The organism is Tianweitania sediminis, assembly GCF_017813335.1.
Classification (GTDB): domain Bacteria; phylum Pseudomonadota; class Alphaproteobacteria; order Rhizobiales; family Rhizobiaceae; genus Tianweitania; species Tianweitania sediminis.
Map to the genome: position 1 here is coordinate 493965 of NZ_JAGIYY010000001.1, position 23061 is coordinate 517025.

The following is a 23061-nucleotide window of genomic DNA, read 5'->3' on the forward strand; positions in this document are numbered from 1 at the left end:
CCCGTTTCAACTGGAAAGAAAGATGGAGCAGTCAATCGACAGCCTCAAGGCGTGCACGCCGCACCCCTTGCGCCAGCCCGCTGACCAGGGTCGCGACGGCTTCGGCCGGATCGGCGGTCATCTGACCGTCGGGTCCAAGCACGCTTGCAACCGCGTTCACGATGGCGGTGCCAACCACGACACCATCCGCCGACGCGCCGATCGCGCGGGCCTGCTCCGCGGTTTTCACACCGAAACCGACGCAAACCGGCAAGTCGGTGTGGCTCTTGATGCGCGCCACGGCTTCCGAAACGTCGCCCGTGTTTGCGAGGGCAGATCCGGTGATCCCCGTCATCGACACGTAGTAAACAAAGCCCGACGTGTTTTCGAGCACCTTCGGGAGACGCTTGGCATCCGTTGTAGGTGTGGCAAGCCGAATGAAGTTGATGCCAGCTTTTAGCGCCGGCACGCACAGTTCGGCATCCATTTCGGGCGGCAGGTCCACCACGATCAGGCCGTCTAGGCCGGCATCCCTGGCTTCCGCCAGGAAGCGCTCAACGCCGTAGATATAGATCGGGTTGTAATAGCCCATCATCACGATTGGGGTGTCGTCATCGTGGGCGCGAAAGTCGCGCACCATCTGGATGGTCCTGGCGAGCGTTTGCCCGCCTTTCAGCGCGCGCAAGCCCGCTGCCTGGATGGCGGGACCATCGGCCATGGGGTCGGAAAACGGCATTCCGAGCTCGATCACATCCGTGCCGGCCGCAGGCATCGCCTTCATGATCTTCAGCGACGTTTCATAGTCCGGGTCGCCGCCCATGAAGTAGGTCACGAGCGCCGGCCGGCCTTCGTCCTTCAGCTTGGCGAAACAGCGGTCGATGCGCGTGGTGGTCATCTCAGAATTCCATGCCCATCATGCTGGCAACCGTATGCACGTCCTTGTCGCCGCGGCCCGAAAGATTGATCACGATGATCTCTTCCTTGCCCATGGTGGGCGCGAGCTTGACGGCCTGAGCGATGGCGTGGGCGGACTCAAGCGCTGGAATGATGCCTTCCACGCGCGTGGTGAGCTGAAACGCGGCCAGCGCCTCATCATCCATGATCGGCACATATTCAACGCGGCCGCTGTCGCGCAGCCAGGAATGCTCTGGACCGACGCCGGGATAGTCCAGTCCGGCGGAGATCGAGTGACCGTCCACGATCTGGCCGTCCTCGTTCTGGAGAAGATAAGTGCGGTTGCCATGGAGCACGCCCGGCTTGCCGGCGCTCATGGATGCGCAGTGCTCAACGCCGCCAAGGCCGCGGCCGCCGGCTTCGATGCCGATGATGCGGACGTCACGATCATCCAGAAACGGGTGGAACAAACCGATGGCGTTGGATCCGCCGCCAACCGAGGCAATGATCGCGTCCGGTAGCCGGCCTTCCTGTTCGAGGATCTGTTCGCGCGCTTCCGTGCCGATCACCGACTGAAACTCGCGCACCATTTCCGGGTAGGGATGCGGCCCCGCCGCCGTGCCGATGAGGTAATAGGTGTCGTGCACATTGGTGACCCAATCGCGCAGGGCCTCGTTCATGGCATCCTTGAGCGTGCCGTGGCCGGACGAAACGGGGTTTACCTGAGCGCCCAGGAGCTTCATGCGAAACACGTTGGGCTTCTGCCGCTCGACATCGGTGGCACCCATATACACCACGCACGGGAAGCCGAAGCGCGCCGACACGGTGGCCGAGGCCACGCCATGCTGGCCGGCGCCGGTCTCGGCGATGATGCGGGTCTTGCCCATCCGCTTGGCAAGCAGGATCTGCCCAAGACAGTTGTTGATCTTGTGCGAACCCGTGTGGTTCAGGTCTTCACGCTTCAGGTAGATCTTGGCCCCGCCGAGATGGCGCGTCAGGCCTTCGGCGAAATAAAGCTTCGACGGCCGCCCGGCATAATAGGTCGACAGGTTCTTCAGCTCGGCCTGGAAAGCAGGATCAGTCTTGGCCTGGTTCCACTGGGTTTCCAGTTCCAGGATCAGCGGCATCAGCGTTTCGGCGACAAAGCGCCCGCCGAACACGCCGAACATACCGGCTTCGTCGGGCCCCGTGCGGAAGGAATTCGGCTGGATCGGCATGTTCATGGCCAGTGCTCCCGACTGCGATCAGGCTGCGCGCTGCGTAGCGCTGCGGATCGCGGCAAAAAAGGATTCGATCAGCGCGACGTCCTTGATGCCCGGCGTGCGCTCGACACCTGAAGAAATGTCCAAACCGGAAGGGTTTGTGCGCGCCACGGCGTCGCCGACGTTCGACGCGTTCAACCCTCCCGAAAGCATGTAAGGGAGCGAAGCGTCAAGGCCGGCCAGCAGCGTCCAATCAAAGGCCACACCGTTGCCACCCGGCAGAACCGCGCCTTTGGGCGCCTTGGCGTCAAACAAGAGACGATCTGCCACGCCGGCAAAGCGTTGGGCCGCCGTCAGGTCGGCAAGGTTGCTGATTGCCTGCGCCTTCATCACCGGCAGACCGAAGCGTTGTTTAACCGCACGGACACGCTCGGGTGTTTCTTCCCCATGCAGTTGCAGCATGTCGGGCTCCACCACCCGAACAAGCGTGTCGAGGGTTGCGTCATCCGCATCCACGGTCACCGCAACCACTTGAGCCCGGCCTTTCGCGGCACCGCTTAAGGCCGCCGCCTGTTGGGGGGCAACATGGCGGGGACTGCGCGGGAAAAAGATGAAGCCGACATGCGTTGCGCCGCCGTTCAGGGCCGCAGCAACCGTGTCTTCCGTGGAAAGGCCGCAGATCTTGATGTCCATGGGGCTACAGATAGCGGCGGCGGCGCGGTCATTCAAACGCAATCGCCTGCAAGGCGCCGCCGTTCTTCTTCAGCCAAGCCTTGCAGCGCTCTGTTTCCGGGCAAAGTTCCCGGCACAGCTCCCAAAAGGCGGGGCCGTGATTCATTTCCCTGAGGTGCGCGACCTCATGCGCCACGAGGTAGTCGATCACGGCGGGCGGTGCCATCATGATGCGCCAGGAAAACGACAGGTTGCCGTCGGCCGTGCAGGATCCCCAGCGGCTCGTCGTGTCCTTGAATCGGATGGACCGGGCGCGACGGCCCACAAACGCCGCGTGCTTTGCCACCAGGTGCTCGATGTCACGCTTGGCTTCCCGCTTCAGGAAGTCACTCAAGCGCCGTGGCAGGTGTCGCGCATCCCCTTTCACCCGCAGAACCGGTTCACCGCCTTCGGCATCGACGCTCACTGAGCCGCGCAAAGCCTGTTCATGCACGATGAGGTGGGGAACGCCGCGCAGCGGAATCTTGACGCCGTGCCGAACGCCGGGCTTTTCCGGGTAATTGGCCAGGCGGCTTTCCAGCCAGCCGGTATGCCGATCGATGAAGCGATCGACCTCCCGCTGCGACAATCCCGGAGGGGTGGTGATCCGGATCCCGCGCCCGCCTGCATCGATCCGCATCGTCAAACGCGTGGCTCGCGCATTCTGCACGACCTTCAACGGCAATGTTCGTCCGGCAACAATCATTTGTCGCTCAGCAGGGGGAGCAACAACCGGTTTGCGCAACAAGGGGAAAAGCAGGCCCATGCCGATGAGCTAGCGTGATTCGCCAGCAAGAATGAAGCGGGAACAAAAACGGCGCCCCGAGGTGGGGCGCCGTGGATCAGGCTGGAGTCTTCGATCAAAGTCCGGGATCACGGATCTCGGTTGATGAGCTGCCAGCGTCGGAGCGAGGCTTGCGGTTGTTCATGAACCGGTCGAACTCTTCCTGGTCCTTCGCGCGGCGCAGTTCGCGGACATAGGCATCGAATTCGTCCCGTGCCTCGTCAAGCTTGCGACGCTCTTCTTCGATCCGCTCGAGTTCAGCCGAGCGCCAATCGTCAAAAGCGACGTTGCCGGTGCGGTTGAAGCCGTAGTGCTTGCTCCGGCTGTTCTTGCCGCAGTTGCGGAAGAAGCCTTCGGTGTTCACAGAGCGCTTGAAGCCGTCAAGCCGGTCGCCCCACAGGATGTAAGCGAGCATGGCCAGGCCGAGTGGCCAGAAAACCATGAAGCCAACCACCATGAGCGCAATGGTCGCCGGCGTCCAAGCCGGCCGGATCAGTGCAGTCGTGTTCATTTGCTTGCGTTCCTTCCCAAGGAGACAACCGCAATCGGCTGCCTTGTTTCGAGATGGGTGGCAAAAAACGGCTATTCAAGACAGCTTTGTTGAAAACCGGATAAGCCCTAGATCTTCTTGGAACTTTTCCAAGTTTCAAGGGAATACACGATCAATCCGGCGAGCAGACCCCAGAACGCGCCACCGATGCCCGCCAGCACCACGCCGGAAGCGGTCACGGCAAAGGCAGTGACGGCGGCCAGGCGTTCGGCCGGAACGGACACCGAGATCGACAAGGCGTTGCTGAAGGACCCGAGCAGGCCCAAGCCCGCAACAGCCACGATGAACACCGGCGGCAAGGCACCAACCAGCGCGACCAGCGACGCGCCGAAGACGGCGAACACGAAATAGGTCGCGGCGTAGAACCAGCTGGTTTTCCAACGCTCAGCCGGATCAGGATGGGCATCCGGACCCGTGCAGAAGGCGGCAGCCATGGCCGACAAATTGCTCGTGCCCGCTCCAAACGGTGCGGACACCAGCGAAACGAGGCCCGTGATCGCGATGATCGGCCCCGGGGCTGGCTGGTAGCCATCGGCCTTCAAAACCGCGAGGCCGGACAGATTCTGCGAGGCCATGGTGACCAGATAAAGCGGGATCGCGAGCCCAAGAAGGGTTGCAAAGGAGAAGGTCGGCGCCGTTAGCACCAGCGTCGAGAATTCCGGGCTCGGAACCGCATGAAGACGGCCCAGAAACGCAGCCAGCGCAGTTCCTGCAACCAGAACAACCAGGATCGACAGGGTGGGGCTGAACAAGCGGGCAAGAAAGAACAGCGCAACGATGGGCAAAACGAGAGCCGCATCGGTTCCCGCAGCACGCGCCACATTGGCGATAAAGGTGAACAGGATGCCGGCCAGCATGCCCGACGACACCGACATCGGGATGCGCGCAACCAATCGCATCAGGGGCCGCACCAGGCCGGTGCCAATCAAAAGAAGCGCCGTCATCAGAAAGGCGCCAATGGCATCGCCGAGGGTGAACCCCTGGCTTGCAGCCACCAGGGCGAGCCCCGGCGTGGACCAGGCTGTGACCACGGGCATGCGGCTGCGCCAGGACAGAACCAGGGACGAAACAACCAGCGCAAGGCAGATTGCAGTGACGGCACTTGCCGTTTGGTCCTTCGTTGCGCCCACCGCTTCCATGGCGGCCAAGACGATGGCCAGCGTACTGGAAAAGCCGACAAGCGCGCCAACAAAGGCCGAGATCGGCACGGAAGCGCGCAAGCTCAGCCGACCTGTTCGACGAGGCTGGCTACGCTGCGCAGCATGAGGTCGAGATCCTGTGGCCGCGACAACCGATGATCGCCGTCCGGGATCAGGGACAGCGTCACGTTGTCAGCCGGAAGATGCTCCACGAGCTTCAGGGCATGGCTGTGCGGCACGTCCGGATCCTGCATGCCTTGCAGGATGGTCACAGGACAATGGGTGTCGATCGTGCCGGTCAGAACGCGGTTCGCTTCCCCATCCTCAAAAAGCGCGCGCGTGTAGATGTTGGGCTCATCGGAATATTGCGACGGTTCTTCGAGATATCCCAGCGTTTCTATCTGCTGCTTTTGCTTGCGCGTCAGCTGCGGCTGCATGAGATCAGCCGTGAAGTCCGGCGCCGGCGCAATCAGAAGCAGGCCCGCGATGCGGCCGCGATCCGCGCGCTTGTTCAATTCCTGCACCATTCTCAGCGCGATCCACCCACCCATGGAAGAACCGATAAGGATCTGCGGCCCCTCGGTCACCTGATCCAGCACGGCCAGTGATTGCGCCAGCCAGGAGGAAATCGTTCCGTCGCGAAAGACGCCACCCGACGCGCCGTGACCGGAATAATCGTGCCGGGTGAACTGGAGATCGTGCCTATGCGCATAGGCTGCAAAGGCTTCCGCCTTGGTGCCTGCCATGTCGGAACGGTACCCGCCAAGCCAGACGAGGCCGGGCGCCTTCCCCTTGCGGTGCTTGAAGGCAATGTCCACCTTGTCGACATGGAGCGTGCCCGCTTGTTCGCCCGTTTCCATTCAACGATCCCTTCCGTGCCTGTTGTTTGGCAGAATCAATGTGACAGGTGATTTTCACCTTGTAATGTGCTAGGGACGGATCCAACGGACGCACGACACAACACCCGCAACTTTGTTGCTGCGTGCTCGTTGCGTTTGAAAAGCCGAGAGCCACCCCTCGTAGCAATAATCAGGAGAGTACGACCATTCGCAGACCATTCAAAGCCGCGCCGGCCACCAAAGACGGCCCGCGTTCCAACCGCGACATCCGGGTCCCACGTGTCCAGCTGATCGACGACACGGGCGCCAACCGCGGCAATGTTTCAATTCAGGAAGCGCTCGAGATCGCCGAACAGGCCGGCTTGGATCTCGTGGAGATTTCGCCCAACGCCGAACCGCCGGTGTGCAAGATCCTTGACCTCGGCAAGCTGAAATATGCCAGCCAGAAAAAGGCTGCCGAAGCGCGCAAGAACCAGAAGACCATCGAGATCAAAGAGATCAAGATGCGTCCCAACATCGACACGCATGACTATGAAGTGAAGATGCGCGCCGTGCGCCGCTTCTTTGAAGAAGGCGACAAGGTCAAGCTGACGCTGCGCTTCCGCGGCCGCGAAATGGCGCATATGGAACTCGGCATGGATCTCCTGAACCGGGTCAAGGCGGAAACCGAGACCATTGCCAAGGTGGAGGCCGAGCCGAAGCTCGAAGGCCGCCAGATGATGATGGTTCTGGCCCCGAGATAGCCATGATGCGAATGAAAAAAGCGGCATCTGCCGCTTTTTTCGCATCAGGACCTTTCAGATGAACAATGGAACCGCCGGTTCGATGGCCCGCTACCAAGCGGCACGTCGGGCAGTGCTTGCACTCGTCGTTCTTTTCGGTGGCATCGGACTGATCTTCAGCGGCTCCGCTCGAAGCGAATTCCTACACGAGGCCATTGAAGGTTACGGCTTGGCGCTGATCCTTGTTGGCATTGGCGGGCGACTTTGGGCGACGCTCTACATCGACGGACGCAAGTCGTCCGAAGTGGTTCAATCAGGCCCCTACTCGATCATGCGCAACCCGCTCTATTTCTTTTCCACGATCGCCATCATGGGTGTCGGCGCGCAAACGGGCAGCATCATGATTGCGCTGATCTGCGCCGCGGTCTGCGCGCTCTGCTTTCACTTCGTTGCGCTGCACGAGGAGCGCTACCTGGCCGAGCGCCTAGGACAGGCCTACCTCAACTACAAGGCGCGGGTTCCGCGCTTCTTCCCCAACCCGACGCTTTATCGTGATCAGGCCATGGTCACGTTCCGGCCGCGTTACCTCAACCGCACGCTGCTCGATGGCCTCGTCTTCTTTGTCTCGATTCCGGTTCTGGAGTTCATCGAAAGCGGCCAGGCCCTCGGCTGGATCCCGGTCTATCTGCAACTTTACTGAGTCGGCTTGATGCTGGGGCGCGATCCTGATACAGAGCGCGCCGTTAAGGAGCCGTCCGGCAGGGCATGCCGTGGCGGCTCTCAATGCTGTTGGGAAGAAGTCTTCATCTTCAGGCCCGACGCCATAAAGCGCCGAAAGGCGCGAATAAGAACGGAGAAACAAGCAAAATGCCCAAGATGAAGACGAAATCCGCTGCCAAAAAGCGGTTCAAGATCACAGCAACCGGCAAAGTGCTGGCTGCCGCCGCCGGCAAGCGCCACGGCATGATCAAGCGCTCCAACAAGTTCATTCGCGATGCCCGCGGCACGATGGTTCTCGCTGAGCCAGACGCCAAGAAGGTCATCAAGAATTTCCTGCCGAACAGTCTTTAAGACCTCGGCACCGGACAGCGTTTAAGGAGATCATGACATGGCACGCGTGAAACGGGGCGTAACGTCCCATGCCAAGCACAAGAAGGTCCTCAAGCAGGCCCGCGGCTTCTACGGCCGTCGCAAGAACACCATCCGCATCGCCAAGCAGGCAGTCGAAAAGTCGCTGCAATACGCTTATCGCGATCGCAAGAACCGCAAGCGCAACTTCCGTGCCTTGTGGGTCCAGCGCATCAATGCCGCCGTGCGCGAGCACGGCCTGACCTATGGCCGTTTCATCGACGGCCTGAACAAGGCTGGCATCGAGATCGACCGCAAGATCCTGTCGGACATGGCCATCCATGAGCCGGTGGCGTTCGCTGCCCTGGTCGACAAGGCCAAGGTGGCGCTGGAATATCTCAAGAACACCACACCGGGTGCTTTTGAGCGCGCAGTTGCCTAACTGCTAGCGCTTCCCAAGCAACCGAAAACCTGATTTGGGAAACCCGCGCTGGCAGGGCTGGCGCGGGTTTTTCTTTTGATCGAAGCGAGAACCACCATGGACGTCATCACCAACGACCTCCAAACGCTCGAAGCGGGCGTCATGGCCGAGATCGCGTCGGCGTCCGACGAAGCATCGCTTGAAGCCGTGCGCGTTGGGGCGCTGGGCAAGAAGGGCACGATTTCCGAAAAGCTGAAGACGCTGGGCGGCATGTCGGCCGAAGAGCGCCAGGTCCAGGGGCCGGCCATCAATGGCCTGAAGAACCGGGTTACCGAAGCGCTGGCTGCCCGCAAAAGCGAACTGCGCCAGGTCGCGGTGACCGCGCGGCTTGCGGCCGAAAAACTCGATGTGACTCTGCCGGTTCGCCAATCGCCGGCCGAGCGCGGCCGCATCCACCCGATCAGCCAGGTCATCGACGAAATCGCAGCGATCTTCGGCGATCTGGGCTTCACCATCGCCGAAGGGCCGGATATCGAAACCGACCACTACAACTTCACGGCGCTGAACTTCCCGGAAGGGCATCCCGCGCGCGAAATGCACGACACGTTCTTCTTCCAGCCGGATGAGAAGGGCGAACGCAAGCTTTTGCGCACGCATACGTCGCCCGTGCAGATCCGCACGATGGAAACGCAGCAGCCGCCGATCCGCATCGTCATCCCCGGCAAGACCTACCGCCAGGATTCCGATGCCACCCATTCGCCGATGTTCCACCAGGTTGAGGGCCTGGTGGTCGACAAGTCCGCCAATATCGCCAACCTGAAATGGGTGCTGGAAGAGTTCTGCAAGGCCTTCTTCGAGGTGCCGTCGGTGACGATGCGCTTTCGCCCGAGCTTCTTCCCCTTCACGGAGCCTTCCATGGAGGTCGACATTCAGTGCGATCGTTCGCGGCCGGGTGAAGTGCGCTTTGGTGAAGGCTCGGACTGGATGGAGATCCTCGGCTGCGGCATGGTTCACCCGAACGTGCTGCGCGCGGGCGGTCTCGACCCGGACGAGTATCAGGGGTTTGCCTGGGGCATGGGCATCGACCGCATCGCCATGCTGAAATACGGCATGCCCGACCTGCGCGCCTTTTTCGACGCCGACGTACGTTGGCTGCAGCATTATGGCTTCCGCCCGCTCGACATGCCGACTTTGTTTGGCGGCCTGAGCACCTAAGGAATACAATTGACCAAGAAGCCCGCCCACACCTTCACGCCCGAAACCCTGAAAACCTTCGACAAGAAAAAGGTCGAAACGATCCGGGACAACGCCGTGCGCTTGGGTGCCGACGATCTCGTTGCGATGTGCGAGGAAGATCTCGCGGCGCGTGCGCCCGTGGCCCGCGCACGATCCTCGTCGTCGTCGTCATCGACAAGGCGCGTGTCCGCAGGCGGTTCCGCGTCCAGGACCGGTGACGTCGTCGGCGGATACCACTTCGTTTGTGAGAAGGATCACGGCGTCATCGACCTTGGCGACGGACGGTTTTGGAGCGGTACCTGGACCGTTTCGGATGCCGATGTCGACAAGAGCCTGGACGCAGGCGCCTACCTCGCTCTCCATGAGACCAGGTCGCAGCCATCATATCGCCAAGGTAAGATCGTCGGCTACCGTAAGGCTCCGGGCGACGACGAGGGGGTCGAGTTCCTCGTCGAAAGCCAGCCGAAGGCGCGTGCCTGGGTCGGCGCCGGCTCGGGCGACAAGGGCTACAAGTGGGTCCGACAGTGAGCCTCCACACCGCATCTTGCCGCTGCGGCGCGATCCGTTTCGAGGCCCGCGCGGAGCCATTCTACGCCAGCTACTGCCATTGCGAGGATTGCCGGCGCGCTTCCGGCAGCCCGGTCGCAGCGTTTGTCGGCTTCTACACCAGGGATGCGCGCTTCATTGGTGAAGCCCCAGGTACCTATGGCGCCGCACCGGTCACGCGCAGCTTTTGCCGCACGTGTGGAGCGCCGCTCAGCTATGTCGACGCGCGCCTGCCCGACCAAATCTTCATGATGCTCGGCGCCATGGACGCGCCGGAGAAATATCCGCCAACCGTGCATGGTTATGTCAGCGAAGCACTGCCCTTCTTCCACATAGCGGACGGACTGCCACAGATGGAAACCAGCACTGTGCCGAGACCAAAGGAAGACGGCCAATGAAACTCACACTTTCCTGGCTCAAGGATCATCTTGAAACCGACGCGACGCTCGACCAGATCGTCCAGCGCCTGACCGCGATCGGCCTAGAAGTCGAAGCCGTCGACGACAAGGCCGGCTTGCGCCCCTTCACCATCGCCAAGGTGCTGACGGCCGAAAAGCATCCCGACGCCGACAAGCTGCAGGTACTTTCGGTGGACATCGGATCCGGTTCGCCGGTGCAGGTTGTTTGTGGCGCCCCCAACGCGCGCGCTGGCCTGATCGGCGCCTTCGCCGCGCCCGGCACCTATGTGCCTGGCATCGATACCACGTTGTCGGTTGGCAATATTCGCGGCGTGGAAAGCCGCGGCATGATGTGTTCGGAGCGCGAGCTCGAACTTTCGGACGAGCACAACGGCATCATCGAACTGCCCGAGGATGCACCGGTTGGCCAATCTTACGCGGCCTGGGCGCAGCTCGACGATCCCGTCATCGAGATCAACCTGACGCCGAACCACCCGGATGCCACAGGCGTCTACGGCATTGCGCGCGACCTCGCCGCATCCGGTCTCGGCACGCTGAAGCAGCCGGCGGCGCCCACCTTCCAGGCATCAGGCGAATGCCCCGTGGATGTCAGCCTCGACTTCGGTGACACGCCATCGCTTTGCCCCGGCTTCGCGCTGCGGCTGGTGCGCGACGTCAGGAACGGTTCTTCGCCCAAATGGATGCAGCAGCGCCTGATGGCGATCGGCCTGCGCCCCATCAACGCGCTGGTGGACATCACCAACTACATGACCTTCGACCAGGGACGCCCCCTGCATGTCTTCGATGCGGCAAAGGTCCAAGGCGATCTCACCGTGCGCCGCGCACGGGACGGCGAAACCGTTCTGGCACTCGACGGGCGCGAATACACGCTGAACCCGGAGATCTGCGTCATCGCCGATGACAACGGCGTCGAGTCCATCGCCGGGGTCATGGGCGGCGAGCATTCCGGTTGCGACGAGAGCACCACCGATGTGCTGATCGAATCCGCGCTTTGGGAACCCCTAAACATCGCCCGCACCGGGCGCTCGCTCGGCATCATCACCGATGCGCGCTACCGGTTCGAGCGCGGGGTCGATCCGGAGGGCATGGTACCCGGTCTCGAACGCGCCACGGAACTTGTTCTAGAACTCTGCGGCGGGCAGCCGACGGAAAGCCGCGTCGTTGGCTATAACGGCTACACGCCGAAGGTCGTGACCTTTGCAACCACGGAAGTGAAGCGCCTCACAGGTCTGGATGTGCCGGGCGAGCAGAGCCTCGAGATCTTCCAGCGGCTTGGCTTCGGGATCGAGGGTGCCGGCTACATCGTTGATGTCAGCGTGCCGTCCTGGCGCCCTGATGTGGATGGCAAGGCCGACCTTGTGGAAGAGGTGATGCGCATGGTGGGCATCGACCAAATTGCGTCTGCCCCGCTTGCCAGCCACGACGCCGTGAACGGCCGCATCCTGACCACGCTCCAGATCCGCACCCGCAATGCGCGCCGGGCCTTGGCCGTGCGCGGCATGATGGAAGCGGTCACCTATTCCTTCATTCCTGAAAGCCAGGCGAAGGCGTTTGGCGGCGGGTCGCCGAGCTTGAAGCTCGCCAACCCGATCGCCGCCGACATGTCGGACATGCGGCCCTCGTTGCTGCCCGGCCTGATTGCTGCCGCCCAACGCAATGCTGACCGTGGCATTGGCGATGTCGCCTTGTTCGAGGTTTCGGGCACTTACGAGGGCAACGTGCCCGACAAGCAGCGCCGCGTTGCTGCGGGGCTGCGCCGCGGCACGGCCACGCTGGAGGGGTCGGGTCGTCATTGGAGTGGCGCCGCCAAGCCCGTTGGCGTTTTTGACGCCAAGGCCGATGCCTTTGCCGTTCTGGAAGCATGCGGCGCACCAGTGTACAAGCTGCAGGTGGAGGCCGGCGGTCCGTCCTGGTATCACCCGGGCCGTTCCGGCACGATCAAGCTCGGCCCAAAGGTGGTGCTCGGCACGTTCGGCGAGTTTCATCCCGATACGCTCGACCTCTTGGACGCCAATGGTCCCCTTGCGGGCTTCGAGGTGTTTGTCGACGCCATTCCTGAGCCGAAGCAAAAAGCCACGCGCACGAAGCCGAAACTCGAGCTTTCGTCCTTCCAGGCAGTAAAGCGCGACTTCGCCTTCGTTGTGGAGCGAGACGTTGAAGCAGGATCCATCTCCAAAGCAGCGCTCGGCGCCGACAAGAAGCTGATCGCCGGCGTTTCGGTTTTCGACATCTTCGAAGGTGCGGCGCTTGGAGAGGGCAAGAAGTCGGTGGCCATCGAGGTGGCGATCCAGCCTCTCGACAAGACGCTGACGGAAGAGGATTTCGAGGCGCTTGCCGCCAAGATCGTCGAGAATGTTGGCAAACAAACGGGCGGCGTGCTGCGCGGCTAATTGGTGCAAGGTGGGAAGCGGAACGAAATTCGCTCCGCGTCTCGTCTTGCGTGGCAAAACCGGCCTTCTTATATACGCCGCAACACAGCAATGACGGGTTCGTGATCGAACCCCGCTGCGGATTTTCATGCGACAGGGGCAGCGACGGGTACGCCTTTCCGGGTCCCACGGCTGCTCGCTTTATGGAGAGACAACATGGCTAAAGTCATCGGTATCGATCTGGGAACGACCAACTCCTGCGTCGCCGTCATGGACGGCAAGGACGCGAAGGTCATCGAGAACGCGGAAGGCGCGCGCACAACGCCGTCGATCGTGGCCTTCACCGACTCTGACGAGCGTCTCGTCGGCCAGCCGGCCAAGCGCCAAGCGGTGACCAATCCCGAGAATACCATTTTTGCAGTGAAGCGCCTCATTGGCCGCCGGTTCGACGATCCGGTGACGGAAAAGGACAAGGCGCTTGTGCCATACAAGATCGCCCGCGGCGATAATGGCGATGCCTGGGTGGAAGCGGCCGGCAAGAAGCAGTCGCCGTCCCAGATCTCCGCGATGATCCTTCAGAAGATGAAGGAGACCGCTGAATCCTATCTCGGAGAGAAGGTCGAAAAGGCCGTTATCACGGTTCCCGCCTACTTCAACGACGCCCAGCGCCAGGCGACCAAGGACGCCGGCAAGATCGCCGGTCTCGAAGTCCTGCGCATCATCAACGAGCCGACCGCGGCAGCGCTGGCTTACGGCCTCGACAAGAAGGACGGCAAGACCATCGCCGTTTACGACCTTGGCGGCGGCACCTTCGACATTTCCGTGCTGGAAATCGGCGACGGCGTGTTTGAGGTGAAGTCCACCAACGGCGACACCTTCCTCGGCGGCGAAGACTTCGACATGCGTTTGGTCGAATACCTCGCTTCCGAGTTCAAGAAGGAGCAGGGCATCGATCTGAAGAACGACAAGCTCGCGCTTCAGCGCCTCAAGGAAGCTGCGGAAAAGGCGAAGATTGAGCTGTCGTCCTCGCAGCAGACAGAAATCAACCTGCCCTTCATCACGGCGGATGCGACCGGTCCGAAGCACCTGACGCTGAAGCTGACGCGCGCCAAATTCGAGCAGTTGGTCGATGATCTCGTTCAGCGCACGATCGAGCCCTGCAAGGCAGCGCTCAAGGATGCCGGCCTGCGCGCCGGTGAGATCGACGAAGTGGTGCTGGTCGGCGGCATGACCCGCATGCCCAAGGTCCAGGAAGTCGTGAAGCAGTTCTTTGGCAAGGAGCCGCATAAGGGCGTCAATCCGGATGAGGTTGTAGCTCTCGGTGCCGCCATTCAGGCGGGTGTCCTGCAGGGCGACGTCAAGGACGTGCTGCTGCTCGACGTGACGCCGTTGTCGCTCGGCATCGAAACACTGGGTGGCGTGTTCACCCGGCTGATCGACCGCAACACCACGATCCCGACCAAGAAGAGCCAGGTCTTCTCGACTGCCGAGGACAACCAGGGCGCGGTCACGATCCGTGTGTTCCAGGGCGAGCGTGAAATGGCGGCCGACAACAAGGCGCTTGGCCAGTTTGATCTCGTCGGCATTCCGCCTGCACCACGCGGCGTGCCGCAGATCGAGGTGACCTTCGACATCGACGCCAACGGCATCGTCAACGTGTCGGCCAAGGACAAGGGTACGGGCAAGGAGCACCAGATCCGCATCCAGGCTTCAGGCGGCTTGTCGGATGCCGACATCGAGAAGATGGTGAAGGACGCGGAAGCCAATGCCGAAGCCGACAAGCGTCGTCGAGCGGCCGTGGAGGCGAAGAACCAGGCAGAAGGCCTGATCCATTCCTCCGAAAAGTCGCTGGCCGATTACGGTGACAAGGTTTCAGAAGCCGACCGCACGGCGATTGCAGATGCCATCGCGGCGCTTAAGTCGGCCGTGGAAGGTGACGACGCCGAAGACATCAAGGCCAAGACCAACACGCTTGCCGAAGTGTCCATGAAGCTTGGTCAGGCCATGTATGAGGCCAGCCAGTCGGAAGCCGCAGAGGCAGATGCCAAGGCGGATGCCCGCAAGTCGGGCGAAGACGTGGTCGACGCCGACTTCGAGGAAATCGACGAAGACGACCGCAAGAAGTCCGCTTAACCGCGCGGCTTGATCAGAAGGCCCGGTTTGTCGCCGGGCCTTTTGTTTTTGGTGCCGTGGCTGCAACAGCTGCACGGCGCAAAAAGCAGGACTTGCTGCAGCGATGCACTGGCATCGTCTTCTCCGCCCGCTTACATAGGCGGCGCAGCAGGCATCTCCCGATCTCATCAGCTCGACCATCAGGGTCCATCAAGGCGACATGACCAAGGCCGACTACTACGAAGTGCTGGGCGTCCAGAAGGGTGCGGACGACAAGGAACTGAAGGCGGCCTTTCGCAAGCTCGCCATGCAGTACCATCCTGATCGCAATCCGGGTGACCATGCGGCCGAGGTCAAGTTCAAGGAGATCGGCGAAGCCTATGAGTGTCTGAAGGATCCGCAAAAGCGCGCCGCTTATGATCGTTTCGGTCATGCCGCCTTCGAGAATGGCATGGGCGGGCGCGCCGGCGGGTTCGGCGCAGCTGGCGGTTTTTCAGACATTTTCGAAGACATCTTCGGCGAGATGATGGGCGGGCGTCAGCGCCGCTCGTCCGGCGGACGCGAGCGCGGCAGCGACCTGCGCTACAACATGGAAATCGAACTCGGCGAAGCCTTCACCGGCAAAACGGCAGAGATCCGCGTACCGTCCTCCATCACCTGCACGGAATGCGGCGGTTCGGGTGCCAAGCCAGGCACACAGCCCACCACCTGCTCCATGTGCTCGGGAACGGGCCGCGTGCGGGCCGCACAAGGCTTCTTTTCCATCGAGCGCACCTGTCCGCAGTGTCAGGGCCGCGGCCAGACGATCAAGGATCCCTGCCCGAAATGCGCGGGCCAGGGACGCGTCACGGAAGAACGCTCGCTGTCCGTCAACATTCCAGCCGGCATCGAAGATGGCACCCGCATCCGCTTGTCCGGCGAGGGCGAAGCCGGTTCGCGAGGCGGACCCGCGGGTGACCTTTACATCTTCCTTTCGGTGAAGCCGCACGAGTTCTTCCAGCGCGACGGAGCCGATCTTTATTGCAAGGTGCCGATCTCGATGACGGCGGCGGCCTTGGGCGGGCAGTTCGAAGTCACGACGCTGGATGGCACCCAGGCGCGCGTGAAAGTTCCCGAAGGAACACAAAACGGCCGCCAGTTTCGCTTGAAAGGAAAGGGCATGCCGGTTCTCCGGCAGCCCACCATGGGCGATCTTTACATCCAGGTTGACGTGGAAACGCCGCAGAACCTCACCCGGCGTCAGCGCGAACTGCTTGAAGAATTCGACCAGCTGTCATCCAAGGAAAACTCGCCGGCGTCGAGCGGCTTCTTTTCCCGCATGAAGGACTTTTTCGAGTCCTTTGGCGACTAGCCACCTCCAACGCTTGGGACAGCATGGACGCTACGGCATCGGAGGCCTTCCATGCCGTTCCCTCTGCCCGTAGAGTTCGCGCCGGCAGGCGGAAGCCTGCCTTGCAGGCAGGGGCTCCACCATGATCATCCCGCGAATTCTTGTTTTTGCCGGCTCGCTTCGCGTCGGCGCCTTCAGCGGTCAGGTTGCGGACGTCGCGCAAAAGGAGCTTGCCCTTCAGGGCGCCGAGGTGACGCGGATTTCGCTCGGCGATTATCCGCTCCCGCTCATGGATCAGAACCTGGAACGGGAAAAGGGTATACCGGGTGAAGCCATGCAACTGGCGCGGCAGATCCTGGCCCATGATGGCATCCTGATCGCGAGCCCGGAATACAACGCGTCCATCCCGCCGCTCCTGAAGAACGCCATCGACTGGGTGAGCCGGGTGCGGCGCGACGGTGACCGCGCCGTGAAGCCGTTCGGAGAACAGGCGGCGGCGCTGTGCTCCTCGTCCGACGGGGCATTTGCGGGTATGCGCGGGCTCTACCACCTGCGCGCCGTTCTGATGGCCTGTGGGGCGGAAGTGGTGACGCCGCAGTGTTCGGTGCCCCACGCGAGCAAGGCCTTTGACAGCAATGGCGATCTGGTTGAAGAGCGGCTGCGCAAGCAAATGGAAACCGTATGCCGGGCGCTTGTTCAGCGCGCCGCGCAGCTTTCGAAAAGAGCAGATGCATGACCGACCCGCGTGATCGCCTGATTGTCGGGCTTGATGTGCCGGACATTCGGACTGCCACGCAGGTCGTGGGAGAGCTTGGCAATACGGTGGGTTACTTCAAGATCGGCTACCAGCTCGTTTTCACCGGCGGTCTCGAGCTCGCCCGCGATCTCGTGAAAGACGGCAAGCGCGTTTTCCTTGATCTCAAGCTGCTCGACATCGACAACACGGTAGCGAAGGGCGTCGAAAGCGTGCTGGCGGTTGGCGCTTCCATGCTGACGCTACACGCCTATCCCAAGGCCATGCGCTCAGCGGTTGCGGCAGCACGGGGCACAGACCTTTGCCTGCTTGGTGTCACCGTGCTGACGTCGATGGACGAAAACGACCTGCGCGAAGCCGGATATGGTGAAACCCCGGCCGCCCTCGTGGCCCGTCGCGCGGAACAGGCGCGCGCTGCCGGCATGGGCGGCCTCGTGTGTGCGGCAACCGAGGCCACCGCTGTGCGCCGAATCGTGGGTCCGGACATGGCGGTCGTGACCCCCGGCATCCGTTTCGCCGGATCAGACCAAGGCGACCAGAAGCGCGTGATGGCGCCCCGGCAGGCGCTGGAGGCCGGCGCGAGCCATCTCGTTGTCGGCCGGCCGATCGTTGCTTCAGGTGATCGCCGCGAGGCTGCGGAACAGATCCTCGCCGACATGAGGCGGTCAACCTGAGGCGTAGTTGATCAAAGAAAGGGAACATCATGGCCAAAGCTTACTGGATTGCACGCGTCGATGTGAAAGACACGGAGCGCTACAAGGACTACGTGGCAACCGCCAAGCCAGCGTTTGAGCGCTTCGGCGCGCAATTCCTCGCGCGCGGCGGCGCTTTCGATGCTCTCGAGGGCACGTCGCGCGGGCGCAACGTGGTTATTGAATTCGCTTCCATGCAGGCTGCCCGCGACTGCTACAACGCGCCTGAATACCAGGCGGCCAAGGCAATCCGCCTCGAATGCGCCGACGGCGACGTGATCATCGTCGAAGGTTACGACGGCTAGCGGCGGCGCAAAAACCCTGAAGAAGGCTTCTATTGCGTTGCAGCATTGCGGGAGCTACGCTGCCTTGACGCCTTGGCAAGGCTCGCATGCGAGCCGCATGACTTCAGGATCCTGATGTTCTATCAGCTTTATGCCCTTCAACACGCGGCGCTTCAGCCGTCGCGTGCCTTTGCGGACGCGGTTCATTCGCTTTACACGAACCCGCTCAACCCCCTCAGCGACACCGTGTTCGGCCGGTCCATGGCGGCCGGCGCCGAGCTCTTCGAGCGCACCACCCGCCAATACGGGAAGCCGGCCTTCGATCTTCCGGCCGCACTCGTCGACGGAAAGACGGTGGCCGTTACCCAACGCGAGGTTTGGAGCCGCCCCTTCTGCCGGCTGCTTCATTTCAAGCGCGATCTTCCCGCCAGCCGCCCGGCTGATCCCAAGTTGCTGATCGTTGCGCCGATGTCGGGCCACTACGCCACGCTTCTGCGCGGCACCGTGAAGGCGATGATGAGCCACGCCGATGTCTACATCACCGACTGGGTCGACGCTCGCATGGTGCCGCTGGCGCAAGGGCATTTCGATCTCGACGATTACATCGATTATGTCATTGCGATGCTGCATGAGCTCGGCCCGAACACCCATGTCATGGCGGTATGTCAGCCCTCGGTGCCCGTGCTTGCGGCCGTGGCGCTGATGGAACAGAACGGCGACCCGCTTGCACCTGCGAGCATGACGCTGATGGGCGGGCCGATCGACACGCGTCGCAACCCGACGGCAGTCAACAAGCTGGCGCAGGACCACGGCATCGACTGGTTCCGCACCAATGCGATCATGCAGGTTCCCTTCCCTGAGCCGGGTTTCATGCGCGAGGTTTATCCGGGCTTTCTGCAGCTCTCTGGCTTCATGAGCATGAACCTCGACCGGCATATCGGCGCTCACAAAGACTTCTTCATGCACCTCGTGAAGAACGATGGTGAGCCGGCGGAAAAGCACCGGGAGTTCTACGACGAATATCTCGCCGTGATGGACCTCACCGCCGAGTTCTACCTGCAAACGGTGGAAACCGTATTTATCGAGCATCGCCTGCCTCAGGGAAGGATGACCCACCGCGGCACGAAGGTGGACCCCTCTGCGATCCGCAACACCGCCTTGCTGACGGTGGAAGGAGAGAATGACGACATCTCCGGCCTCGGACAAACCGAAGCAGCACACGATCTTTGTTCATCGTTGCCGGCCGCTATGCGCACCCACTATGTCCAGCCAGCCGTTGGCCACTACGGCGTGTTCAACGGCTCGCGGTTTCGCGCCGAAATCGTGCCGCGCGTTGTCGACTTGATGAAGGCAAACAGCGGGAAAAGCTGAGGCGCAAACCGTACGGTCGCCTTTTGCTCGCGACCTATCGCAGCGGCCGAATGCGACAAGTCTGCAACAGAAACCTCACCGCATTCACCAAGGCGTGAGAGCACCAACTCTCCACGTTGACTTTGGTTCCAGTCCCCACTTAATTTTTTCTTAATAAGAGGGGACAAGCATGACAGCACGACGAGGGGTCACACGGGCGCTGCTTTTCGCAGGCGCCTTTCTTTTTTCTGCGGTAACGATTTCAACCAGCGCGCCGGTCGCGTCGGCCGGGAGCATGGCGACAGGAGGCATTACTTCCCAGCCCATCGGTCATTTCGAATTCTGCCGGCGGCTGCCGGGCGAGTGCACCAGCCACACCGACAACAAGCGGCCGCTGCTGCTGACCCGGGAAACGTTCGGGATGATCTCGAGGGTGAACCTCACGGTGAACCGTTCGATCAAGCCTATGAGCGACAGTCGGGTTTATGGCCAGCAGGAACATTGGGCTTACCCGACTTCCAAGGTGGGAGATTGCGAAGATTTCGCACTCGAAAAGCGCCGGATCTTGATGGGGCGCGGCGTTTCCGCGGCCAATTTGCTGATGACCGTGGTGCGCAAGCCGGATGGCGAAGGGCACGCCGTGCTGACCATCCGCACCGATGGAGGCGATTTCGTGCTGGACAACCTCGACAATCAGGTCCTGCCATGGCGGGAAACAGGCTATCGCTTCCTGAAGAGGCAGGCGGAGGACCATAGCGGTCGCTGGGTTTCCATTCGCAGCGGCACGGTGCCGGCTCTTGTCAGCGCTGTGCGGTCCACCACGCACTGAGTGGTTGCGCCCTGACTTCTCTGGATCAGGCGAAAACGAGCGAGACACAGCACAAATTGAAGGCCGCCTCCGGGTGGCCTTCTTTCGCATCTGGCCGGTCGCGGCACCACGAAGATCCCGCGTTGCTGTCAGGTCGTTCAGGCGGCCACCGCCTGCGCTGGATGATTTGCCATCATGCGATAGGAAATCGCTTCCGCGAGATGAATGCGGCCGACGCTGTCCAAGCCTTCCAGATCCGCCAGTGTACGGGCAACCCGCAGTACCCGATGATAGGCGCGAGCCGAAAAACGGAGTTTTTCACTGGCTTCGCTAAGCAAGGCGCTGCTGCGCGCATCCAGCGCCGCAACCGTTTCCACTTGTGCGGCGGCACAATGCGCGTTCGTTGTGGCGGCTGATCCCAGGGCCTGGAACCGCGCCTGCTGGACTTCGCGGGCCCGCGCAACACGCTGCGCCACCGCCGCACTGCTTTCGCTGCCCGAAGAAGGACGGATCAGGTCAGCCGCCGTTACGGCGGGTACGTCAATCCGGAGATCGATGCGGTCAAGCAGCGGGCCAGAAATGCGTGCCTGGTAATCCGTGCGGCAGCGCGTGCCACGGGCGCACTGGAAACCGGGCTCTCCGGCCATGCCGCAGCGACACGGGTTCATGGCTGCCACCAGTTGAACCCGCGCGGGGTAGCTCACGCGGCTGTTGGCGCGGGCAATGACGCATTCGGCACTTTCCAGCGGCTGGCGCAGCGAATCCAGAACAGCCGGCGCGAATTCCGGAAGCTCATCCAGAAACAGAACGCCGTGATGGGCAAGCGAGGCTTCTCCCGGACGCACGCGCAACCCGCCGCCAACCATGGCCGCCATGGACGCCGAATGATGCGGCGATCGAAACGGACGCTTGTCGGTCAAGCGACCATCGGCCAGTTCACCGGCAATGGACGCGATCATGGAAACTTCCAGCAGTTCCCTTGCCGACAAGGGCGGAAGGATCGTGGGTAGGCGTTGCGCCAGCATCGATTTGCCGGAACCGGGAGGACCCACCATCAGCAAGTTGTGTCCACCGGCGGCAGCCACCTCCAGCGCGCGCTTTGCGGTTTCCTGGCCTTTGATGTCGGCCAGATCAACGGTGGACGGCTGCGGTGGGCGGATGCTGGCTTTGGGCCGCGCCAAGGTCTGGGTGCCCCGGAAATGGTTGGCCAGCGCTATGAGGCTTCGCGGCGCGAGGATGTCGATCTCGGCGCCGGCCCAAGCCGCTTCCGGTCCGGACGCATGCGGGCAGATCAGGCCCTTGCCCTGCGCCTGCGCGCCGATCGCAGCCGGCAGGGCGCCCGCCACCGGAGCGATCGTGCCATCGAGCGACAACTCGCCCAAAACGACATAGGAGGCGAGCGCATCGGCAGGAATAGCGCCCAGCGCCGCCATCAGGCTGAGTGCAATCGGCAGATCGTAGTGGCTGCCTTCCTTCGGCAGGTCGGCTGGGGCGAGGTTTACGGTGACCTTCTTCGGTGGCAAGGCCAGGCCGGACGCGTGCAAGGCTGCCTGGACGCGTTCCCGGCTTTCCGCCACCGCCTTGTCGGGCAGCCCGACGATGTGAATGTTCATCTTGCCAGGAGCGATCATCACCTGGACGTCGACTGGAACGGCTTCGACACCCTGGAAAGCAACCGTGCGGACCCGCGAAACCATGCTCCAACTCCCGCACTCGACCCGAACCATTCCCTTGCGTCAAGGAAGCACGGCAACAAGGCCAAAGCAAGAACAATCAAGGAACAATTTAGCGTTTGGGTGGCAATCGGGTTGTGCGGGGTTGTGTCACCGGAACTTGTTCTCCGATCAGCCCTGTCGTTTGGCTTCCACCGCGTCCCAGAACAGGGAAGCGATGTCCGCGCCGCCGAAGCGTTTAACTTCCCGAACCCCTGTGGGAGACGTGACGTTGATCTCGGTCATGTAGTCTCCGATCACGTCGATCCCGACGAGAATGAAGCCGCGTTCGCGCAGCGATGGGCCAATGCGCGAACAGATCTCGCGCTCGCGGTCGGTCAGTTCGGTGGCCTCGGCCCTCCCGCCCACATGCATGTTGGAGCGGGAATCGTGATCGGCGGGAACGCGGTTGATAGCGCCCACCGGCTCGCCATCGATCAGGATGATGCGCTTGTCTCCCTTGCGCACGTCCTTGAGGTAGCGCTGAACGATAAAGGGCTCGCGGAACATCTGTGTGAACATTTCCAGGAGCGACGCAAGGTTGCGGTCGGCTTCCAGGAGATGGAAGATGCCGGCGCCGCCGTTGCCGTAAAGCGGCTTGACGATGATGTCGCCATGCTTGCGGCGGAACTCGGCCACTTCCAGCGGATCCTTGGTGATCAAGGTTTCCGGCATCAGGTCGGCGAATTCGGTGACAAAGATCTTTTCCGGACTGTTGCGAACCCAGGCCGGGTCGTTCACCACCAGCGTTTGGGGGTGGATGCGCTCCAGAATATGCGTGGTGGTAATGTAGTTCATGTCGAAGGGCGGATCCTGGCGCAGCAAGATCACGTCCATCTCGGAGAGGTCCCTGCGCACCGGCTCGCCGAGCTCGAAATGACGCCCCTTCTCGTCGGCGAGCTTCATGTCTTCCGTTCGGGCGACCACGCGGCCATCCACCAGCGACAGCCGGTCCGGCGTGTAGTGGAACAGCGTGTGGCCGCGGCGCTGAGCTTCTAGCGACAAGGCAAAGGTCGTGTCGCCCGCAATCTGCACGGTGGAAACGTGGTCCATCTGGACGGCGATCTTGAGCGGCATGGCGGAAGCTCCAAGGCATTTGGCTGCGCCACACCTAGTGCTTTCGCGGCGCGCTGCCAATCC

24 protein-coding genes are annotated in these 23061 nt (G+C 62.1%); 15 read left to right on the plus strand and 9 right to left on the minus strand.

The genetic code is table 11. The annotated features are described in order from the left end of the window. Positions 1-31: 31 nt before the first annotated feature. The 7 genes from trpA to J5Y06_RS02285 form a co-directional block, all read right to left on the minus strand. A complete protein-coding gene (gene trpA, locus J5Y06_RS02255) occupies positions 32-874 on the minus strand; it encodes a tryptophan synthase subunit alpha (protein ID WP_209333478.1) in 843 nt (280 codons plus the stop codon). A gap of 1 nt (position 875) precedes the next feature. Then, complete coding sequence (trpB, locus tag J5Y06_RS02260) at positions 876-2096, minus strand: tryptophan synthase subunit beta (RefSeq protein ID WP_209333479.1); 1221 nt, start codon at positions 2094-2096, stop codon at positions 876-878. Positions 2097-2117: 21 nt separating this feature from the next. Then, entirely contained in the window at positions 2118-2768 is a 651-nt protein-coding gene (locus J5Y06_RS02265) for a phosphoribosylanthranilate isomerase (RefSeq protein ID WP_209333480.1), read from the minus strand. A gap of 28 nt (positions 2769-2796) precedes the next feature. Next, positions 2797-3492 (minus strand): M48 family metallopeptidase, encoded by a 696-nt coding sequence (locus J5Y06_RS02270; RefSeq protein WP_245247523.1) that lies wholly within the window; start codon positions 3490-3492, stop codon positions 2797-2799. A gap of 154 nt (positions 3493-3646) precedes the next feature. Beyond that, entirely contained in the window at positions 3647-4081 is a 435-nt protein-coding gene (locus tag J5Y06_RS02275; RefSeq protein ID WP_209333482.1) for a DUF2852 domain-containing protein, read from the minus strand. A 107-nt stretch (positions 4082-4188) separates the two neighbouring features. Further along, the gene (locus J5Y06_RS02280) at positions 4189-5340 is read right to left on the minus strand and encodes a benzoate/H(+) symporter BenE family transporter (protein ID WP_209333483.1); all 1152 of its coding nucleotides are present in this window, start codon (positions 5338-5340) and stop codon (positions 4189-4191) included. Positions 5341-5342: 2 nt separating this feature from the next. Next, positions 5343-6119: an alpha/beta hydrolase gene (locus J5Y06_RS02285; protein ID WP_209333484.1), complete on the minus strand. Its 777-nt coding sequence runs from the start codon at positions 6117-6119 to the stop codon at positions 5343-5345. Positions 6120-6304: 185 nt separating this feature from the next. On the opposite strand from J5Y06_RS02285, the gene infC reads away from it, so the two are divergent. The 15 genes from infC to J5Y06_RS02360 all read left to right on the plus strand — a co-directional run bounded on the left by infC (position 6305) and on the right by J5Y06_RS02360 (position 20230). Further along, positions 6305-6841: a translation initiation factor IF-3 gene (gene infC / locus J5Y06_RS02290; RefSeq protein WP_209334333.1), complete on the plus strand. Its 537-nt coding sequence runs from the start codon at positions 6305-6307 to the stop codon at positions 6839-6841. A gap of 58 nt (positions 6842-6899) precedes the next feature. Further along, on the plus strand, positions 6900-7520 hold the full coding sequence (locus J5Y06_RS02295) for a methyltransferase family protein (protein ID WP_209333485.1): 621 nt from the start codon (positions 6900-6902) through the stop codon (positions 7518-7520). A gap of 167 nt (positions 7521-7687) precedes the next feature. Further along, a complete protein-coding gene (gene rpmI, locus J5Y06_RS02300) occupies positions 7688-7891 on the plus strand; it encodes a 50S ribosomal protein L35 (protein WP_209333486.1) in 204 nt (67 codons plus the stop codon). Positions 7892-7928: 37 nt separating this feature from the next. Next, a complete protein-coding gene (gene rplT / locus J5Y06_RS02305; protein WP_209333487.1) occupies positions 7929-8330 on the plus strand; it encodes a 50S ribosomal protein L20 in 402 nt (133 codons plus the stop codon). 96 nt (positions 8331-8426) lie between these two features. After that, on the plus strand, positions 8427-9524 hold the full coding sequence (pheS, locus tag J5Y06_RS02310; protein ID WP_209333488.1) for a phenylalanine--tRNA ligase subunit alpha: 1098 nt from the start codon (positions 8427-8429) through the stop codon (positions 9522-9524). A 9-nt stretch (positions 9525-9533) separates the two neighbouring features. Then, complete coding sequence (locus J5Y06_RS02315; protein ID WP_245247524.1) at positions 9534-10073, plus strand: hypothetical protein; 540 nt, start codon at positions 9534-9536, stop codon at positions 10071-10073. Continuing rightward, the gene (locus J5Y06_RS02320) at positions 10070-10489 is read left to right on the plus strand and encodes a GFA family protein (RefSeq protein ID WP_209333489.1); all 420 of its coding nucleotides are present in this window, start codon (positions 10070-10072) and stop codon (positions 10487-10489) included. The genes J5Y06_RS02315 and J5Y06_RS02320 overlap by 4 nt, the downstream gene beginning before the upstream one ends. Then, entirely contained in the window at positions 10486-12900 is a 2415-nt protein-coding gene (gene pheT / locus J5Y06_RS02325; protein ID WP_209333490.1) for a phenylalanine--tRNA ligase subunit beta, read from the plus strand. Before J5Y06_RS02320 ends, pheT begins: the two co-directional genes overlap by 4 nt. Before the next feature lie 195 nt (positions 12901-13095). After that, entirely contained in the window at positions 13096-15012 is a 1917-nt protein-coding gene (gene dnaK / locus J5Y06_RS02330) for a molecular chaperone DnaK (protein ID WP_209333491.1), read from the plus strand. A 199-nt stretch (positions 15013-15211) separates the two neighbouring features. Then, on the plus strand, positions 15212-16342 hold the full coding sequence (gene dnaJ, locus J5Y06_RS02335; RefSeq protein WP_209333492.1) for a molecular chaperone DnaJ: 1131 nt from the start codon (positions 15212-15214) through the stop codon (positions 16340-16342). Positions 16343-16463: 121 nt separating this feature from the next. Continuing rightward, positions 16464-17057, plus strand: coding sequence for an NADPH-dependent FMN reductase (locus J5Y06_RS02340; protein WP_209333493.1), 594 nt, complete (start codon positions 16464-16466; stop codon positions 17055-17057). Next, complete coding sequence (gene pyrF, locus J5Y06_RS02345; protein WP_209333494.1) at positions 17054-17749, plus strand: orotidine-5'-phosphate decarboxylase; 696 nt, start codon at positions 17054-17056, stop codon at positions 17747-17749. The genes J5Y06_RS02340 and pyrF overlap by 4 nt, the downstream gene beginning before the upstream one ends. Positions 17750-17778: 29 nt before the next feature. Continuing rightward, positions 17779-18072: a DUF1330 domain-containing protein gene (locus J5Y06_RS02350; protein ID WP_209333495.1), complete on the plus strand. Its 294-nt coding sequence runs from the start codon at positions 17779-17781 to the stop codon at positions 18070-18072. Positions 18073-18186: 114 nt separating this feature from the next. Next, complete coding sequence (locus J5Y06_RS02355) at positions 18187-19422, plus strand: polyhydroxyalkanoate depolymerase (RefSeq protein ID WP_209333496.1); 1236 nt, start codon at positions 18187-18189, stop codon at positions 19420-19422. Between the two features lie 169 nt (positions 19423-19591). Next, entirely contained in the window at positions 19592-20230 is a 639-nt protein-coding gene (locus tag J5Y06_RS02360) for a transglutaminase-like cysteine peptidase (RefSeq protein WP_209333497.1), read from the plus strand. Positions 20231-20367: 137 nt separating this feature from the next. Here J5Y06_RS02360 and J5Y06_RS02365 read toward each other — a convergent pair whose 3' ends face one another. Both J5Y06_RS02365 and gshB read right to left on the minus strand, forming a co-directional pair. Further along, a complete protein-coding gene (locus tag J5Y06_RS02365) occupies positions 20368-21906 on the minus strand; it encodes a YifB family Mg chelatase-like AAA ATPase (RefSeq protein ID WP_209333498.1) in 1539 nt (512 codons plus the stop codon). Between the two features lie 147 nt (positions 21907-22053). Beyond that, positions 22054-22998, minus strand: a complete 945-nt coding sequence (gene gshB, locus J5Y06_RS02370; protein WP_209333499.1) for a glutathione synthase — start codon at positions 22996-22998, stop codon at positions 22054-22056. Between the last annotated feature and the right edge of the window lie 63 nt (positions 22999-23061).